This is a genomic window from Streptomyces sp. NBC_00576 (assembly GCF_036345175.1).
In the GTDB taxonomy this organism is placed as follows: domain Bacteria; phylum Actinomycetota; class Actinomycetes; order Streptomycetales; family Streptomycetaceae; genus Streptomyces.
On record NZ_CP107780.1, the window covers coordinates 3,949,727 to 3,967,694 of the forward strand.

Sequence of the window (17,968 nt, forward strand, 5' to 3'; positions counted from 1 at the left end):
CCCGCAAGCGCAACCGGCCGGTATCGCGCCCCGCAGGGGCGCTCAGGGGCGCGGGGAACTGCGCGACCAGCCACAGCGGGCCCGCAGCTCCTGCACCGCCTGTCCAGCGAAGCGCTAAAGCTTTTCCACCGGCGCGTACCGCAGCAGCAGCCGCTTCGGCTTCTCCTCGCCGAAGTCGACCGTCGCCTCGGCGTTCGAGCCCGTGCCCTTGACGCCCACCACGGTGCCCAGACCGAACTGGTCGTGCGTGACCCTGTCCCCCACGGCCAGCGCGACGACCGGCTTCTCGGCACCGCCCCGGCGCGTGGCGAAGCCGGACGCGCCCGCGCCCGCGGAGCGCGAACGCGAGGACGCCAACGACGAAAACGACGACGCCACCCCGGAGGCCGGACCTGAGGACGTCGCCGGAGCCATCGCACCCGTGCGCTTCCACTCCAGATGGGCCGCCGGGATCTCCTCCAGGAAACGCGAAGGCGGGTTGTACGAGGGCTGCCCCCACGCGCTGCGCAGCGACGACCGCGTCAGGTACAGCCGTTCACGCGCGCGCGTGATGCCGACGTACGCGAGCCGCCGTTCCTCCTCCAGCTCCTTCGCCTGGCCGAGGGCGCGCATGTGCGGGAAGACGCCGTCCTCCATGCCGGTCAGGAACACCACGGGAAACTCAAGGCCCTTGGCGGTGTGCAGGGTCATCAGGGTGATGACGCCGGAACCGTCGTCGTCCTCGTCGGGGATCTGGTCGGAGTCGGCTACCAGGGCGACCCGCTCCAGGAACGCGGCGAGCCCGGCCGGGGCCGGCGCCTCGCCCTCCGCGGGCTGCTCGGTCTCCCCCGCCTCCGCGGCCGCTCCTGACTCCTGCTCGAACTCCAGGGCCACCGCGGCGAGTTCCTGGAGGTTCTCGATCCGGGTCTCGTCCTGCGGGTCGGTCGACGCCTGCAACTCGGCGAGGTAGCCCGTGCGTTCGAGGACCGCTTCCAGTACGGTCGCCGGGCCCGCGCCCGACTCCACGATCGTCCTCAGGTCCTCCATCAGTGTGTTGAACCGCTTGACGGCGTTGGCCGACCGCGAAGCCATTCCGTACGCCTCGTCCACGCGCTTCAGCGCCTGCGCGAAGCTGATCTTCTCGCGCTGGGACAGCGCGTCGATCATCGCCTCCGCGCGGTCGCCGATGCCGCGCTTGGGCACGTTGAGGATGCGGCGCAGCGGCACCGAGTCCTCCGGGTTGGCGAGGACACGCAGGTAGGCCAGGACGTCCCGGACCTCCTTGCGCTCGTAGAAGCGGACGCCGCCGACGACCTTGTAGGGCAGGCCGACGCGGATGAAGATCTCCTCGAAGACACGGGACTGGGCGTTCGTCCGGTAGAAGATTGCGACGTCGCCCGCTTTCGCGTTGCCCGCGTCCGTCAGCCGGTCTATCTCGTCGGCGACGAACTGCGCCTCGTCGTGCTCCGTGTCGGCGACATAGCCGGTGATGCGCGCGCCCGCGCCCGCGTTGGTCCACAGGTTCTTGGGGCGGCGGGACTCGTTGCGCTCGATGACCGCGTTGGCTGCGCTCAGGATCGTCTGCGTGGAGCGGTAGTTCTGTTCGAGCAGGATCGTCGTCGCGTCCGCGTAGTCCTCCTCGAACTGGAGGATGTTACGGATCGTCGCGCCCCGGAAGGCGTAGATCGACTGGTCGGCGTCGCCCACGACGCACAGCTCGGCCGGGCGCAGGTCGTGCTCGCTCGGCGGTACGTCCACCGGGTGCTCGGCGGTGCCGACGAGTTCCCGTACGAGCGCGTACTGGGCGTGGTTGGTGTCCTGGTACTCGTCGACGAGGACGTGCCGGAAGCGGCGGCGGTAGTGCTCGGCGACGTCCGGGAAGGCGCGCAGCAGGTTGACCGTCGTCATGATCAGGTCGTCGAAGTCGAGCGCGTTGGCCTCACGCAGCCGCGACTGGTACATCGCGTACGCCTGGGCGAGGGTCTTCTCGAAACCGTCGCTCGCCTGAGCGGCGAAGTCTTCCTCGTCGATCAGCTCGTTCTTCAGGTTGGAGATCTTCGCGCTGAAGGACTTGGGAGGGAAGCGCTTGGGGTCCAGGTCCAGATCGCGGCAGACGAGCGCCATCAGCCGCTTGCTGTCGGCGGCGTCGTAGATGGAGAAGGAAGAGGTGAAGCCGAGCCTCTTGCTCTCCCGCCGGAGAATCCGCACGCACGCGCTGTGGAACGTCATCACCCACATCGCGTTCGCGCGCGGGCCGACGAGTTGCTCGACGCGCTCCTTCATCTCACCGGCGGCCTTGTTGGTGAAGGTGATCGCGAGGATCTGGCCGGGATGGACGCCCCGCTCGCCCAGCAGATACGCGATGCGGTGCGTGAGCACACGCGTCTTGCCGGAGCCGGCGCCCGCCACGATGAGCAGGGGGGTGTCAGCGTGCACGACGGCCGCGCGCTGGTTCTCGTTCAGCCCGTCCAGGAGTGCGGCCGGGTCCACCACGGGACGCGGGGCGCCGTCGCGGTAGTACGCGTCCCGGTCCGGCGGCGCGTCGAACTTCCCGCCGAACAGGTCGTCCGGAACGGACTCCGGCACATGCTCGTCCTCGGGCGGTGGCGGGGGTTCCTCCTCGCGGGCCCGAGGGCCCTGGAGGTCCGCCAGGAAGCTGTCGTCAAAGAGGCTGCTCATCGCTCTCCGAGTTTAGGCTCCCCCACTGACAACCGGCCGCCACCCCGAAAACATCCGCCGAATATCGGCCGAGACCGTGAAAGGACGGCCCTCCGCCGGGCGGGACGTCGATCAGGACGTTGCCGACCACGTCCGCATTCCTGCTGCCGCACCTCTGTCCGGATGGCCACGCCTGTCCGGACAGCGGACCCCGGATCAGACCCGGGCTTCGCAAATCATCAGAATTCATCACACACTCTTCTTAGCCGACTCCACAGAGCCATGTTTAGGGCCGAGGTCACAAAAACGTATCGGGCATAGCGGTCATCAACCTTCACAGAAGCCTCACCCGTTGGTTAGCGTGCCTTAAGGCCGCTCGACCCCAACCGGCGAACGTCGCCGGGCCGCGCGGCCTCCGCCGAGTCCGATCGTGCCGCCATGTGCGGCAGGAGCCGGGGACCCACCGAAACTTGGGGTGAATCGGTCCGACTGCCCTCCAGGGCAAGGACCGTAGGGCAACCCTTCCGAACCACCCGCCCGAACCCGACAGCTAACCCGGTAGGCGGAACGTGGAAGGAGTCGCCTCCCTTGGCGTCGTCGCACCGCAAGTCGCGTCCTACGGGAACGCGCGTAGCAGGCATACGGACCCCCGCCTTCGCCACGGCGGCCCTGACCTCCGTAGCCCTGCTGTCCCAGACCGCCAACGCCGCGCCCACGGCACCCTCCACACCCCCGGCTCCCTCGTCCGACGACAAGCCGAGCATGGAGGAGGTCGAGGCGAAGGTCGGCGACCTGTACCGCCAGGCCGAGTCGGCCACCGACAAGTACAACGCCGCCAAGGAGAAGACCTCCAAGCAGCGGGGGCGTGTCGACGCCCTGATGGACGACGTGGCCCAGCGCACCCAGAAACTCAATGACGCGCGCGAGGAGCTGGGTTCCTTCGCCGCGGCCCAGTACCGCACCGGATCCGCCGCTCCGGACACGGCGACGTTCCTGCTCGCGGACGACCCGCAGGACTACTTCGACCAGAACCAGCTGATGGACCGTCTGACCGCCCGCCAGAAGGACGCGGTCGACGACTACGTCACGCAGCAGGCCGAGACGACACAGAAGCGCCAGGAGGCCACCGTGAGCCTCGAGTCGCTCACGGAGTCCCAGGACGAGCTGCAGACGACCAAGACCGCCGTCCAGACGAAGCTCGTGCAGGCCCGCCAGTTGCTCTCCCGCCTCACCGCCGAGGAGAAGCTGCGCCTCGCGGCGATCGAACGGGAGAAGCAGGCGGAGGCCCGCCGTCAGGCACAGGAACTCGCCCGGCAGCAGCAGGCGGCGGAGCAGCGCCGGCAGGAAGCGGCAGCAGCAGCGGCGCAGCCGACGGGCGGCAGCTCCGCGGACACCTCGACGACGACGGTCCCCGACTCCTCGTACGCCACCAAGGCCGAGAAGGCCCTGGCCTTCGCACGCGCACAGGTCGGCAAACCGTACGTCTGGGGCGCGACCGGCCCCGACTCGTACGACTGTTCGAGTCTCACGCAGGCCGCCTGGCGGGCCGCCGGAGTCACCCTCCCGCGCACCACCTACGACCAGGTGAACGCAGGCACGACGGTCTCCCTCTCCGACATCCAGCCCGGTGACCTGGTCTTCTTCTACGAAGACATCAGCCACGTCGGCCTTTACATCGGCAACGGCATGATGATCCACGCCCCGAAGCCGGGTGCGTACGTCCGCGAGGAATCGATCTTCTACGACGGTGAGTCCACGATCCACAGCGTGGTGCGCCCGGCCTGAAGCACGGAGGCGGGAGGTTCGACCGGGTCAGGTCCAGAGCACGGCGATGAAGATGTTCGCCGTGGTGAACAGACCCACCAGACCGAACAGCCGCTTGTCCACGCTCTCGTCGTCCCGCTTCACATAGACGAGGCCGAGGATCACGATCAGCAGGGCCAGCTTCACGCCGATCTTGACGTTGTTGACCGTCTGGTCGTCGGCCTGGTTGAGGCCCACCAGGGCGACACCGGTGACCAGCATGGTGAACGCACCGTGGAGCATCGCCGGCACGAAGCGGGCCGTGCCCTGCCCCATCGCCTTCATCTGGGTGAGAAACCCGCCCAGGAGCGAGGCGATGCCAATGATGTGCAGGCCGACGAAGAGATGGATGAGTACGTCCATGAGCCCGGAGCCTAGTCAGAGGCACCCACGCCGCATGACACCGGGATGGGCGCACGGCGTTCGCCAGGCGTTCAGCGTTCGTCGTTCGTCGTTCGCGAGGCGCTCGGAGATCTCGCATATATGCACCCCATAGCACCCTGTCACCCCCACGTGCCCCGCAAATCTCTCCTTCGGTCAGCCCTCTGCGCGAAGGCGGCGACGCCGGACCTGGATCACGGTCGTATGCGGTCACCCGGCGGTCGGCTCACGCCAGTTCCGTACATGGCGTTACCCCCACGACAGACCACGTTTAGCGTCCTCCACCAGGTGGCCGGCTCCCCACCGTCGCCCGGGCCAGGGGCGGCAGTCGGACACCACCGCCGAGAAAGTCCGGCGGCGGACCGCTCCCCCTGTGCGGACCGTCGCCGGACGCGCAACCGCCCTCCTGGGTCCGCTTCCCAGGCAGCCGTCCGGCGGTCGTCGTAGTGGCGGTCGTACGAAAGGACGTGACGCCCCGGTGGCAGCGCACCGCAAGCCCCGACAGCGCTCGCTCAACGGCCATACGGCCCGCACCGCCGCGACGATCGCCCTCGCGGGCGCGGCGACGGCGACCGGCTTCGACGGTGTCGGTTACGCCGAGCCACAGCTGACACCGGCGCAGGTCGAAGCCAAGGTGAACAAGCTGTACGAGGAGGCGGAGGTCGCCACCGAGAAGTACAACGGCTCGAAGGAGAAGGCCCAGCGAGCGGAGCGACGGCTGGAGAACCTGCGGGACGAGGCGGCGCGCAGGGAGGAGCGACTCAACTCCGCGCGGGAGGCACTGGGTTCGACGGCCGCGGCACAGTACCGCTCCGGCGGGCTCGACCCCGCACTGCAACTCGCCCTCTCCGACGACCCCGACGGCTATCTGGACGGCGCCGCGTTCGCCGAACGGGCGGGCAGCAGACAGGCGTCGAACGTGGCCGGCGTACGCAAACAACTGCGGGAGATCGAGCAGCTCCGTGGAGCCGCCCACGTCGAACTGACCACCCTCAAATCTCGTCAGGCCGAACTGAACCGCCACAAGAAGACCGTGACGGGCAAGCTGGGCGAGGCCCGCCAACTACTGGCCCGCCTCAGCGCGGAGGAACGCGCCCGGCTCACGGCGGACGGCAGAAGTGGTGGCGCGGGCTGGGGCGGTGGGCATGCGTCACGGTCGTCGGGGAGTGTGCGGGAGGAACTGGGGGCAGCTGGAGCCGCCGACGCCCCCGGGATGTCCGGCGCTGCCGGGACCTCCGGCGTGGCACAGGCACCCAACTCGCGTGCGGCGGCGGCTGTTTCCTACGCCTACCAGAAGCTCGGCAGCCCCTACGTGTGGGGCGCCACCGGCCCGGACGCTTTCGACTGCTCGGGCCTCATGCAGGCCGCTTACCGCAACGCGGGAATCTCCCTGCCCCGCACCACGTACGCCCAGATCAACGCCGGCCAGCGTGTCTCACAGTCCGAACTCCTCCCTGGCGACCTGGTGTTCTTCTACTCGGGCATCAGTCATGTGGGCATCTACGTGGGGCGCGGCCAGATGATCCACGCCCCTAACCCTTCGGCACCGGTACGGGTGGCGCCTCTGGACGAGATGCCGTTCGCGGGCGCCACGAGGGTGGCATGAGGCCAGGCGGGCCTACCTAGACGAGGCGCCGTGCCGTGGCCCACCGCGTCAACTCGTGCCGGTTCGACAACTGGAGCTTCCTGAGTACCGCCGACACATGCGACTCGACCGTCTTCACGGAGATGAAGAGCTGCTTGGCGATCTCCTTGTACGCATAACCCCGGGCGATCAGCCGCAGTACCTCACGCTCGCGCTGAGTGAGGCGGTCGAGGTCCTCGTCCACCGGCGGGGCATCCGTGGACGCGAACGCGTCCAGGACGAACCCGGCGAGCCGCGGCGAGAACACGGCGTCGCCGTCCTGGACGCGGAAGACGGAGTCGACGAGGTCCGCGCCGGTGATCGTCTTCGTGACGTATCCGCGTGCGCCGCCGCGGATCACGCCGATGACGTCCTCCGCGGCATCCGAGACGGACAGCGCCAGGAAGCGAACCGGCCGCTCGGCGTCGGCCATCAACGGGGCGCAGCGGCGCAGGACTTCGACGCCGCCACCGCCCGGCAGATGGACGTCGAGGAGGACCACCTCCGGGCGGGTGGCGGTGATGACGGTGACCGCCTGGTCGACATCGGCGGCCTCGCCGACCACCTCGACCCCGGTCCGCTCGGTCTGCCCGATCTCCGCCTGAACGCCCGTACGGAACATGCGGTGATCGTCGACGAGAACCACACGCACCCGCCGCCCGCCCGCGTCACCACTGTCACCGCCGCCGACGGCAGGCCCGCCTGCCTGTGCGGCCTCGGCAGATGCTGTCGGTTCGGCAGTCGCTGTCGGTTCGGCCGACTCCGCCGAACCGGCCGGCTCGGTCTGCCTGTTCTCCCCGTGCGCCTCGCTCATGACGTGCTCTCCGCCCTCTCCATCTCCAGCTCGACCTCCGTACCGCCGCTGGGTACCGCGCGTAGCCGCGCCGTACCGCCGTTGCGCTCCATACGGCCGATGATCGATTCTCTGACGCCCATGCGGTCGGCGGGTATGGAGTCAAGGTCGAAGCCGGGTCCGCGGTCCCGGACGGACACGAAGACCGTCCTGCCCTCGACCTCGGCGTAGACCTGCACCGCACCGCCCTCGCCACCGTACTTGGCAGCGTTCACCATCGCTTCCCGCGCGGCCTGCATCTGTGCGCCGGTTCTGTCGTCGAGCGGGCAGTCACCGACGACCACGACCTCTATGGGAACACCGTGTTTGTCCTCGACCTCGGCCGCGCTGCGTCGCACCGCCTCGGCGAGGGTGTTGGGTTCGTCGGCCTCTTCCTTTCCGGTGCCCTCCGGTTTGTAGAGCCAGTTGCGCAGTTCGCGCTCCTGGGCACGGGCGAGGCGGCGCACCTCGTTCGCGCTCTCCGCGTTGCGCTGGATCAGGGTCAGGGTGTGCAGCACCGAGTCGTGCACATGAGCGGCGACCTCCGCGCGCTCCTGGGCGCGAATGCGCATCAGGCGCTCCTCGGAGAGGTCCTGGGTCATACGGACGAGATACGGACCGGCCAGCAGAGCTATCCCGACCAGCACCGCGAGCGCGGCCTGCAGGACCGAGCCGAGGTGGGAGGCGGAGCCCTGCAGGACGAAGACGCCGGACACGCCCGCCGTGACCAGCACGACGCCGGCCGCGGCACGGAGGAGGGTGAGCGTGCGCCGGCGCCTGCCGACCTCCATCCAGCGGGCCCGCCGTGCGTTGTCCGCCTGGCGCCAGACCAGGGCGACGCCGGCGGCGACGAGCACAGTCGGGAACAGATAGGCCTTGGCTCCTCCGCCGAGATTCACATTGCCGACGAAGACCATGGCCACGACGACCATGAGGAGCAGGGCGACGATCTGCCCCTTGTCCGGCTTACGGGCCACGAGTCTGCGACGGCCGTCGGGCGAAGTCTCGGTGCTGACGAGGGACGGCGGCCGCTGGGCCTCGACGCCGCCGACACCCAGCGGGACGAAGAACCAGAAGGCCGCATACAGCAGCGCACCGAGTCCGTCCGCCATGAACAGGCCGACGAACATGAGGCGCAGCCAGATCACGGGCAGCCCGAGATGCCCGGCGAGCCCTCGCGCCACGCCTCCGAGCCAGCGTCCGTCGCTGCTGCGGTAGAGCTTGCGCGGGGGCCGCGGTTCGACGAGTGGCAACGCTGCGGCTTCCGGCATGCCATCGATGTTCACACGCCCGGCCTGCCCGGGCATCAGGGTCGGCCCCCGAGACTCCCCTGATCTTCGAGCCCACCTGCCGTCGAACGCTTCCCCCTCCGCGTCTCAGGGCCGATATCAGGGTTCGCCCAGGGTCATTCCGACTGCCGCCGGGCCGCCTCAAGCGCCACCATGGACGCATGACAGATCACACGCACGCCGCGACGGGTCCGGGACCCGGCTCCGGCCCCCGCCCCACTCCGGGCGCCGGGCCGCAGGATGCCGCACCCGCCGCGGCAACCCGGCCCACGGAGAAAGGGGAACCGCGCGCGCCCGAGCACACGGACGCGGGCGCACAAAGGGATAGGGGAACGGGAACACATGCGAGTTCCCGCCCCTCCGAGGCATCCGCGGCGGCTGCCCCAGCCGACGAGCAGCTGCCGGCCAGGTTCCGACGCGACCGGCGGCAGAAGATGCTGGGCGGAGTGTGCGCGGGGCTCGGGCGGACGTGCGACATGGACCCGGTGATCTTCCGGATCACGCTCGCGGTGCTCTCCGCGACCGGCGGCATCGGCCTCATCTTCTACGGCTTCGCCTGGCTGTTCGTGCCGTACGACGACGAGGAGGAGAACGAGGTCCGCAAGCTGCTCACCGGCCGGGTGGACGGCCAGGCGCTGACGGCCGTGCTCTTCGCGCTGGTCGGCTGCGGTGTGTTCTTGACGATGCTGAAGAACGGAGGGGTGCTCTCCTTCGCCGTCATACTGTCCATTCTCCTCGCGGGCGCAGGCTACTGGTCGCGCAACCGCGGCGCCCCCGACCCCGACCCGCTGGCTGCCCAAGCCGTCGCCGACGCCCCACCGGAGGCCAAGGCACCCCCGGTCCCCTCCGCCTACCCCTCCTGGTGGCGCGACCCCATCGTCAAGGACGGCACACATGTCGGCGGTACGGGCTATCTGTGGGGCCCCCACGACACCCGCGACCGGGACATCGCTGCGGCGGTCAACATCACCCACGGCAACTACGGCGGCCGAGGTCCGGACATACGGGCTGCCTGGCCCCGCCAGCCGAAGCCGCGGGGTCCCCGCTGGATCGGCGGCTGGATCTTCCTGCTGGCCCTCCTCGCCGGTTTCCTCGGCACGGCAGCGCGATGGTACGACCAGCCACTCGCCACCAGCTTGCAGACCGGCCTGGCGTGCGCGCTCACGGTGTTCGGTGTCGGCATCGCGGTCAGCGCGTTCCTCGGCCGTACCGGAGCGGGCTCGGTCTTCCTGGCGATCATCACGGCGGCTCTGCTGGCAGGCTCGGCCGCGCTGCCCAAGGACGCCAGCACCCACTGGGTGCGCAGGGAATGGACACCGACAGCGGTGACAGACGTACTACCGAGGTACGACGTCGGCACAGGCGTCGCCACGCTGGACCTGACCGGGCTGCGCCTCGCCAAGGGGCAGACGGTGAGAACTGCGGTCGAGGTGGGTGTGGGCCGGATCGAGGTGATCGTGCCGAAGGGCGTGACGGTGGAGGCGGAGATCGAAGTGGGCATAGGCGACATCCAGTTGCCCGGCGACGGCAAGCAGGACGTGGACGTCGCACCGGGCAAGCGCAAGCAGGTCACGCTGTCGCCGGCGAGCGGCGGCGCCAACGCCGCCACGGTCGACCTCGACCTCGGAGTCGGCCTGGGTCAGGCGGAGGTGACTCGTGCTGCGTCATGAGTTCCAGCCCGGAAAGCTGATCGCGGGCATCTTCGTCAGCATCGCCGGCATCACCTACGTGGGCGACGCGGGCGACGCCTGGGAGACACCCTGGTTCGCGGTGATCCCGCTCCTGGGGTTCGGCCTGGCCCTGGCAGGTGCGGTGGCCCTTCTGACCGGGGCGATACGCAGCCGCACAAGGCGCCGCGCGGCGGCACCCACCGGCAACACGCCGGAGACGGCAGGACCGTCAAGGCCACCGGAGATACCGAACTGACCGGCTCGACGCCCGCTGTCGACACGCTCGCGCGCATCGACTCCCAGCCTGCTGCTACCGATATCCCCCGGACCGCTGCCGCCGTCGCGCCCGCAGGGCGGCGTCCACGGAGAAGACGGACGCGCCGGCGAGGATCAGGGGGAGCCAGGCCATCAGGTAGGGGAGGTCGTTGCCGTAGTAGTACGGGTCGGAGGCCCAGCTCACAGTCAGCCAGAGGCTGAGCGAGATCAGCGCACCGCCGACCGCCGCCAGCCGGGCCAGCAGTCCGAGCAGCGTGCCGATGCCGACGGCCAGCTCGCCGATGGCGATGGCGTAGCCGAAGCCGGCGGGGCTCTTGAGGGCGAGGTCCACGAGGGCCGGGATCGCGGAGGAGTCCCGGACCGTGCGCATCAGGTCACCGACAGAGCCTGATCCGGAGTCGGCGAAGAAGGAGCTGTCGGTGAGCTTGTCCAGGCCGGCGTAGATGAAAGTGATGCCCAGGAAGACGCGCAGGGGCAGTAGGGCGTAGCGAGTGGCTGTGTCCCGCCAGTCCCGGTCGCCGTCGAGATAAGGAGAGTGCGTGTCCGATCGAGTGCTGTGAGCCATCGCCCTTAGCCGCCTCTCGCCTGCCATACGTTGACCCCTCAACAGACGATACGCACGACAACGTGACCTCGCTCACCTCCAGCACGGCATTTTTCCGGCTGGTGCATGCGCGGCAAAGGGCGCGGAGGGAGAAACGACCGGGCCCCATGTGCCCGCAGCCGCCTCACCACGGCAGGAGACGTGTCGGGGGGGGGCCGCCCCGCAGGGGCTGGCGCGTCAACACCGGCACGTTGGTGACCGACCGATTTCACGCCCGCCCGAGGACGGATGCCCCCGGCGCGCCCCGACCCCACAACGCACGGCACCGCGCACGGCGGGGCATCCGCGCCTGTCCGCACCCACCCGCCAAGCCCGCGACCACCGTCAGGAGGCCAACCCTCAGTCCGTCACATCGATCACGCACCGGTTCGTCTCCACACCCGCCGCAGTCACGACCTGCACCTCCACCCGGCCGGGCTCCACATCAGCCGGTACCGGCACCGTCAGGACCTCGTCTCGGGGGTTGCTGAAGCCGCCGGGTACCGGGACCAGGGGGACGTGGACGTGGACCGGGCCGATGCGGACGACCATGCGGGACAGCCGGTCCGCGGTACCCGCGCCCGGGGGCACGAAGCCGGCGCCGCGGATCTCGATGTCGTCGCCGGTGCGGATCGGGGCGTCCAGGTCGCCCGCCTCCCGGGACCGCACGACCGAAAGGATCACAGGCCGGCCGCCCTCCGCGTATTTGCCGGCCACATAGGTCGCCGCCGACACCAGCACCACCACAGCCAGCCCCCACGGCAGGTCCGGCAGCTGATCCGGGCGCCGGGCCAGCCGTACGACCGCGAAGAGGAGAGCGACCGTGCCGATCATCACGTACTGGATGTCCGCGAAGGTGCCGCGGCCCGAGTCGTCCGTCAGGAGGTCGGCTGCGCGGGGGCGGTCCGCGCGTACCTTCTGCAGGCGTTGGCCGAGGACGCGCAGGCCGACCACCCTGCGTACGAGCACCGCGATGGCGCACACCACCGCGAGGACGGTCACGACGCCCGCGCCCCGGGCGAGTTCGAGGCCGGCGATCAGAGCGTCGCGCTCCTCGTGGCCGGAGGCGGCCGCCAGCCGGCCCACCAGGACGAGCACGGCGTACACCAGGAACAGCACCCAGCTCGCCGCCACCACACGGGAGGTCGACAGGCGGTTGTCCTCGCCGATCAGGGGCGCCAGCGCCCCACCCCGCGCCCGGTGGAACCAGGACGCGGCGGTCAGCACGCCGCCGACCAGTACGGCGGCCACCAGTCCGGCTGTCCGGGCGGACGTCCAGCCCGCCCCGATCGCGGTGAGCGCCTGTACGAGCAGCAGGACGCCGATCAGCGCCCACACGGTGAAAGCCGTACGGCGCCACAGCCGCGCGAGCCACACCTCGCCCTCGGCCCGGCCGCGCTCGGCGACGACCGCCGCGGACTGGGTCAGTTCGTCCGAGACCCACTGGCGGGAGGCCGAAGCCGAATGGGCCACCGCGGCCGGCAGCCCCTGCCCCGCCGCGAACCCTTCCCGCATGAGCAGGAACTCGGCGACCGCACGCCGGTGCCCCGTACGCGCCCCGTGCGGGCAGTCCCCACAGGTGCAGCCGCCCCCGTGTTCCCCGGGCAGCACACCTTGCCTCGCCTCCTGCACCGCCACGCCCGACGCCCGCCTTCCCCACACCCGACACGACACATCAAGAACCAGGACATCAGCGCACCGGTATGCACCGGAAAACACCGGAAAAAGCCGAGGTTTTGGAGGCCCGAAACCTGGCCTCGCAACTCCCCCACGACGAGAGCGAATTGTGCCCTACCTAACACCCGTCGCGTGCGGCAGGTCGGCCCCGGCAGCGGAAAGGGCGAGTGAAACCGTGACCCCCGTGTTGACCCGGCTGCGAGAATTTGCGTATGGCCGAGATCATCCAGCGCGACGGGACCTGGGCCTTCGACGGCAGCACGGTCAGGATCACGCCGGGGCTGCACCGTTCTGTGCCGCTGTTCCGGCAGACGTACGGCGAGGTCGCCGTACCCCTGGAGGCCGTCTCCGGCATCGTCTACGAACCCGAACGCAAGCGTGGGCGGCTGCGGCTCAGGCTGCGCGAGGGCGCCGACCCGCTGCTGCAGGCGACCGGCGGACGGCTGCCGGACGCGGCCGACCCGTACCGGCTGACCGTGGACATCGACCGGTCCGGGGTCGCCGAGTACCTCGCCGAGGAAATCCGCCACGCCCTGCTCCTCGACCAGGTTCCGGAGGAACCGGTCAAGGCGTATCTGCTCCCCGGCCCGCCCGTGCCGGTGTCGGTGCGGTCCAGCGACGGCATGGTGTCGTTCGACGGGACGCAGGTCCGTATCGACTGGGCCGACACCTCCGACCGGGTCAAGCGGGCCACCGGCCCCCGCATCATCTCCACCAACGATCTCGTCCAGGTCGACTGGCTGCCCAACTCCGGCTACGAGGACGGCTTCATGCGCTTCGTGACCCGCGGGACGGTGTTCTCCAAGCTGCCGCCCGAGAAGGACCCCTACGCCCTCGACCTGTGGGGCAGCGCCCGCCGCGACCTGCTCACCGCGCTCGTCGCGACCGCGGTCACCGCCCGCCTGCCCCACCCCTCCACCCGGGCGGTCGACTACGTGGAGCGGCCCCGACTCACGCCCGCTGTCCCGCCCCGGTCCGACCATCACGACGTACTTCTGCGCAGGCTCCGGGAGCTGGGCGAGCTGCACCGCGAGGGTGTGCTCACGGACGAGGAGTTCACCTCCACCAAGGCGGCTGTCCTACGGGGTTTCTGACCGCCCCGGGCTCGCTAACTCAACAGATCCGGCTCGCTCCTGCTGATGTCCCGCCAGAGGGGCTGGTAGTTGATCCATGCGACCAGGTCACCGCCGAGCTGCTCCCGCGTCGAGACCGCCTGCTTGTGGTCGATCAGGATGGGTCGGCCCGCCGCCCGCGCCGTCAACTGGACCTGACTCGACCGTTCCATCGACAGGAACCACCAGGCCGCCGCGTCCACGGAGTCGCCCACTGTGAGCAGCCCGTGGTTGCGCAGCACGAGGGCTTTGCGGGAGCCCAGCGCGGAGGCGATCCGCCGGCCCTCGTCGGCGTCCACGGCGACGCCCGTGTAGGTGTCGTACAGCGCGTGGTCCTCGTAGAAGGCGCAGCTCTCCTGGGTGATCGGGTCGAGGAGGTCACCGAGGGCGGAGAGGGCGCGGCCGTGCACCGAGTGGCAGTGGGCAACGGCGACGACGTCGGGGCGGGCGGCGTGCACCTGGGCGTGCACGGTGAAGGCCGCCTGGTTGATGTGGTAGCGACCCTCGATGACCTGGCCGTCCTGGTTGGCCATGACGAGGTCGCTCACGGTGACGTGCTTGAAGGGCATCCCGAACGGGTTCACCCAGAAGCAGTTGCTGTACTCCGGGTCGCGCGCCGTGATGTGCCCCGAGACACCGTCCTCGAAGCCGAACCGCCCGAACAGCCTGATCGCCCCGGCCAGCCGTTCCTTGCGGTGCCTGCGCTCGTCGTCGAGCGACTCGTACATCGGCGGCATCGCGAACTGCAGCTGGTCGGTGGGCAACGGCAGGGGCGGAGTGGGCCCGTGCATAGGTCCTCCAGCACTGGGTTCCTTTACGGAGCGGAAGTTACCGTCGGTCCGCGCAGGAGAACAGGGATGTTTGCGAAGAGATGAAACAGATATCTGAGCCAGGGACCCGAGAGGCTGACCGGACACCGATGAGACACCGGCGAATACACGTCACAGGATGTCGGGTATCCGCGTCAGACTCGGTCCCATGAACTGGGCAGTATTCACCACCGCGGAACCCGACCTGGCCGAAACCGTCGAGAAACGCTTCCGGTCCTTCACGCACCACACTCTCGCCACCCTCCGCCGGGACGGGTCGCCGCGTACCTCCGGCCTGGAGGTCCGCTTCCTGCACGGCGAGTTGTGGCTCGCCATGATGCCGGACTCGGTCAAGGCGCGGGATCTGTGCCGCGACCCCCGTTTCGCCCTCCAGGCGAATCCCGGCCCGGGGACGGGCATGGGCGGCGGCGATGTGCGGATCAGCGGGCGGGCGTACGAGGTCGAGGACCCGGCAGCCAAGGCCGCGTACGCCGAAGAGGTGGAACCGCCGGAGCTGTTCCACCTCTTCCGCACCGAGCTGACGGAGGTCGTGCGGACGTTCGTGGAGGACGAGAAGTACCTGGTCGTCCAGGTCTGGCAGCCTGGAGAGCCGGTGCGGACTCTCAGGCGGACGTGACCTTCACGGCCTGCGGGACTACTCCCACTCGATGGTGCCCGGCGGCTTGCTCGTCACGTCGAGGACGACTCGGTTGACGTCCGCGACCTCGTTCGTGATGCGTGTCGAGATCTTCGCCAGGACCTCGTACGGGAGGCGGGACCAGTCGGCGGTCATCGCGTCCTCGGAGGAGACCGGGCGCAGGACGATCGGGTGGCCGTACGTACGGCCGTCGCCCTGGACGCCGACGCTGCGCACGTCCGCGAGGAGGACCACCGGGCACTGCCAGATGTCGCGGTCGAGGCCGGCAGCCGTCAGTTCCTCGCGGGCGATCGCGTCGGCCTCGCGGAGGAGGTCGAGGCGGTCCTTGGTGACCTCGCCGACGATGCGGATGCCGAGGCCGGGGCCGGGGAACGGCTGGCGCTGGACGATCTCGTCCGGCAGGCCGAGTTCCTGGCCGACCATCCGGACCTCGTCCTTGAAGAGCTGGCGGAGGGGCTCGATGAGCTCGAACTCGAGGTCCTCCGGGAGCCCGCCCACGTTGTGGTGGGACTTGATGTTCGCGGTGCCGGTACCGCCACCGGACTCGACCACATCGGGGTAGAGGGTGCCCTGCACCAGGAAGGCGACCTCGGGACCCTCGTCCGCGATGATCTCGGCCTGCGCCTGTTCGAAGACACGGATGAACTCGCGCCCGATGATCTTCCGCTTCTCCTCGGGGTCGGAGACACCGGCGAGCGCGTTCAGGAACCGTTCCTCGGCGTCGACGACCTTCAGCGTGACGCCGGTCGAGGCGACGAAGTCCTTCTCGACCTGCTCGGTCTCGCCCTTGCGCATCAGCCCGTGGTCGACGTACACGCAGGTCAGCTGGGAGCCGATGGCCTTCTGTACGAGGGCTGCGGCGACCGCCGAGTCCACGCCGCCGGAGAGGCCGCACACGGCACGCTTGTCGCCGACCTGCTCGCGGATCAGCGCCACCTGCTCGTCGATGACGTTGCCGGTGGTCCAGGACGGGGTCAGGCCCGCGCCCCGGTAGAGGAAGTGTTCGAGGACCTGCTGGCCGTGCGTGGAGTGCATGACCTCGGGGTGGTACTGGACCCCGTACAGCTTCTTCTCGTCGTTCTCGAAGGCGGCGACCGGGACGACGTCCGTGGACGCCGTGACCGAGAAGCCCTCGGGGGCGGCGGAGCAGGCGTCGCCGTGCGACATCCACACCGACTGGTCCGCCGGGGTGCCCTCGAAGAGGGTGGAGGACGGCTTGGTGACGGCCAGCTGCGTACGGCCGTACTCGCGGGCTCCGGTGTTGTCGACCGTGCCGCCGAGGGTGGTCGCCATCAGCTGGAAGCCGTAGCACATGCCGAAGACGGGGACGCCGGCCTCGAAGAGGGTGCGGTCGACGCTGGGGGCGCTCTCCGCGTACACCGACGAGGGGCCGCCGGAGAGGATGATCGCCGCCGGGTTCTTGGCGAGCATCTCCTCGACCGGCATGGTGCTCGGCACGATCTCGCTGTAGACCCGGGCCTCGCGGACTCGGCGGGCGATGAGCTGGGCGTACTGCGCACCGAAGTCGACGACCAGGACGGTGTCGGGGGCGGGGGTCGCTGCTGACACGAGGGCCTTCCGGCGGTTGGGCGGGGGTCTGTGGGGTCGATTCTACCGGGGTGGAGGTTGGGCACCTTCCCCTCCACTGGGGGCTGCCGCCCCAGACCCCCCCGCTTCGGCTGGACGGCCTCGTCCTCGAACACCGGACGGGCTGGAATGGTGCACCGCGCTTGGAAGGGCGCCCTCCCTTGTGCATACTGACCCCTATGCTCACGCACCCGACCTTCCTCTTTACCTATGGCAACCGGCCTACCGGCTGCCATGGTCGTGCTGCTTGAGCAACTGACAAGCGACTTCCCAGGCGCCCCGGGCCGACAAGGCCCGGGGCGTCTGCCGTTTCCGGGTCCTGCCGGTCCGGGGCACCCATTCCGACAAGGAGCTCCGAATGACCTCTCTCGATGTGACCGGCGCCCGTACCCCCGAGGCCGCCGATGTGATCGCCGGCGCACGGGAACGCATCGACGCTCTCGACGACCGGATCATCGGTCTCGTCCAGGAACGGATGGCCGTGTCCGCCGTGATCCAGGAGTCGCGGATCGCCTCCGGCGGGCGGCGTGTGAACCTGTCCCGCGAGATGGACGTCCTCAGCCACTACCGGGACGCGCTGGGCAGGCCCGGCACCTCGCTCGCGATGACCTTGCTGGAGCTGTGCCGGGGCCGGATCTGAGTCCGGGTCCAGGGTCGGGTTCGGGTCGCATCTGAGTTCGGGCGCCGTCTCACCCATACAGCGCGTGACCGGCGTCCCCGGCCCTCGTTGGTACCGGTGTCCGTGCCAGCCAGGGGCGGGCCCGCACAAACCACGCGTGGCTCCAGGGTTGTGACCGGACAGCAGGGGACAGCAGCCCGGTCACCCCAGAGACCGGTCGACCCCGGGGACGCCCGGGGTCGACCGGTAAACACAGTCGACACAGCACGGCACGGCACAGGGGCCAAAAAGTACGAGCCCGGGTCAAAAGGTTGCGTACTCCGTGACCTTCCAGCACGATGCAAGAACAACTCCAAGTCCCGCAGCAGGCAAGTGCATTGCCTTGCGATCCCCGACTGCCATTGGTCCAGA

The 17,968-nt window shown here is 69.7% G+C and carries 15 protein-coding genes and 1 riboswitch; of the genes, 7 read left to right on the top strand and 8 right to left on the bottom strand.

Annotated features, from left to right (window positions below; translation table 11 throughout):
- Positions 1 to 114: 114 nt before the first annotated feature.
- Positions 115 to 2,658, bottom strand: a complete 2,544-nt coding sequence (gene pcrA / locus OG734_RS16690) for a DNA helicase PcrA (protein ID WP_330288293.1) — start codon at positions 2,656 to 2,658, stop codon at positions 115 to 117.
- A gap of 385 nt (positions 2,659 to 3,043) precedes the next feature.
- Positions 3,044 to 3,217: riboswitch (cyclic di-AMP (ydaO/yuaA leader) on the top strand.
- Between the two features lie 8 nt (positions 3,218 to 3,225).
- Here pcrA and OG734_RS16695 point away from each other — a divergent pair.
- Complete coding sequence (locus OG734_RS16695) at positions 3,226 to 4,422, top strand: C40 family peptidase (protein ID WP_330288294.1); 1,197 nt, start codon at positions 3,226 to 3,228, stop codon at positions 4,420 to 4,422.
- 27 nt (positions 4,423 to 4,449) lie between these two features.
- Here the strand turns inward: OG734_RS16695 and OG734_RS16700 are convergent, their stop codons facing one another.
- Positions 4,450 to 4,803: a hypothetical protein gene (locus tag OG734_RS16700; RefSeq protein ID WP_330288295.1), complete on the bottom strand. Its 354-nt coding sequence runs from the start codon at positions 4,801 to 4,803 to the stop codon at positions 4,450 to 4,452.
- 496 nt (positions 4,804 to 5,299) lie between these two features.
- Between OG734_RS16700 and OG734_RS16705 the strand changes: the two genes are divergently transcribed.
- Complete coding sequence (locus OG734_RS16705; RefSeq protein WP_330288296.1) at positions 5,300 to 6,427, top strand: C40 family peptidase; 1,128 nt, start codon at positions 5,300 to 5,302, stop codon at positions 6,425 to 6,427.
- A gap of 16 nt (positions 6,428 to 6,443) precedes the next feature.
- On the opposite strand, the gene OG734_RS16710 is transcribed toward OG734_RS16705, so the two are convergent.
- Complete coding sequence (locus OG734_RS16710; protein ID WP_330288297.1) at positions 6,444 to 7,259, bottom strand: response regulator transcription factor; 816 nt, start codon at positions 7,257 to 7,259, stop codon at positions 6,444 to 6,446.
- Positions 7,256 to 8,584, bottom strand: coding sequence for an ATP-binding protein (locus OG734_RS16715; protein ID WP_330288298.1), 1,329 nt, complete (start codon positions 8,582 to 8,584; stop codon positions 7,256 to 7,258). Before OG734_RS16715 ends, OG734_RS16710 begins: the two co-directional genes overlap by 4 nt.
- 143 nt (positions 8,585 to 8,727) lie before the next feature.
- Here OG734_RS16715 and OG734_RS16720 point away from each other — a divergent pair, with 143 nt between their 5' ends.
- Positions 8,728 to 10,236, top strand: a complete 1,509-nt coding sequence (locus OG734_RS16720) for a PspC domain-containing protein (RefSeq protein WP_330288299.1) — start codon at positions 8,728 to 8,730, stop codon at positions 10,234 to 10,236.
- The gene (locus OG734_RS16725; protein ID WP_330288300.1) at positions 10,223 to 10,492 is read left to right on the top strand and encodes a hypothetical protein; all 270 of its coding nucleotides are present in this window, start codon (positions 10,223 to 10,225) and stop codon (positions 10,490 to 10,492) included. The genes OG734_RS16720 and OG734_RS16725 overlap by 14 nt, the downstream gene beginning before the upstream one ends.
- A gap of 54 nt (positions 10,493 to 10,546) precedes the next feature.
- On the opposite strand, the gene OG734_RS16730 is transcribed toward OG734_RS16725, so the two are convergent.
- Positions 10,547 to 11,077, bottom strand: a complete 531-nt coding sequence (locus OG734_RS16730; protein ID WP_330288301.1) for a DoxX family protein — start codon at positions 11,075 to 11,077, stop codon at positions 10,547 to 10,549.
- 378 nt (positions 11,078 to 11,455) lie between these two features.
- Positions 11,456 to 12,733: a hypothetical protein gene (locus tag OG734_RS16735; protein ID WP_330288302.1), complete on the bottom strand. Its 1,278-nt coding sequence runs from the start codon at positions 12,731 to 12,733 to the stop codon at positions 11,456 to 11,458.
- A 251-nt stretch (positions 12,734 to 12,984) separates the two neighbouring features.
- Here OG734_RS16735 and OG734_RS16740 point away from each other — a divergent pair, with 251 nt between their 5' ends.
- A complete protein-coding gene (locus tag OG734_RS16740; RefSeq protein ID WP_330288303.1) occupies positions 12,985 to 13,866 on the top strand; it encodes a DUF4429 domain-containing protein in 882 nt (293 codons plus the stop codon).
- 14 nt (positions 13,867 to 13,880) lie between these two features.
- Here the strand turns inward: OG734_RS16740 and OG734_RS16745 are convergent, their stop codons facing one another.
- Positions 13,881 to 14,675, bottom strand: coding sequence for a class II aldolase/adducin family protein (locus OG734_RS16745; RefSeq protein ID WP_330288304.1), 795 nt, complete (start codon positions 14,673 to 14,675; stop codon positions 13,881 to 13,883).
- A gap of 187 nt (positions 14,676 to 14,862) precedes the next feature.
- On the opposite strand from OG734_RS16745, the gene OG734_RS16750 reads away from it, so the two are divergent.
- Entirely contained in the window at positions 14,863 to 15,330 is a 468-nt protein-coding gene (locus OG734_RS16750; protein ID WP_330288305.1) for a pyridoxamine 5'-phosphate oxidase family protein, read from the top strand.
- A gap of 18 nt (positions 15,331 to 15,348) precedes the next feature.
- Here the strand turns inward: OG734_RS16750 and guaA are convergent, their stop codons facing one another.
- Positions 15,349 to 16,920: a glutamine-hydrolyzing GMP synthase gene (guaA, locus tag OG734_RS16755; protein ID WP_330288306.1), complete on the bottom strand. Its 1,572-nt coding sequence runs from the start codon at positions 16,918 to 16,920 to the stop codon at positions 15,349 to 15,351.
- A gap of 376 nt (positions 16,921 to 17,296) precedes the next feature.
- Between guaA and OG734_RS16760 the strand changes: the two genes are divergently transcribed.
- Positions 17,297 to 17,578 (top strand): chorismate mutase, encoded by a 282-nt coding sequence (locus tag OG734_RS16760; protein ID WP_330288307.1) that lies wholly within the window; start codon positions 17,297 to 17,299, stop codon positions 17,576 to 17,578.
- Positions 17,579 to 17,968 lie beyond the last annotated feature (390 nt).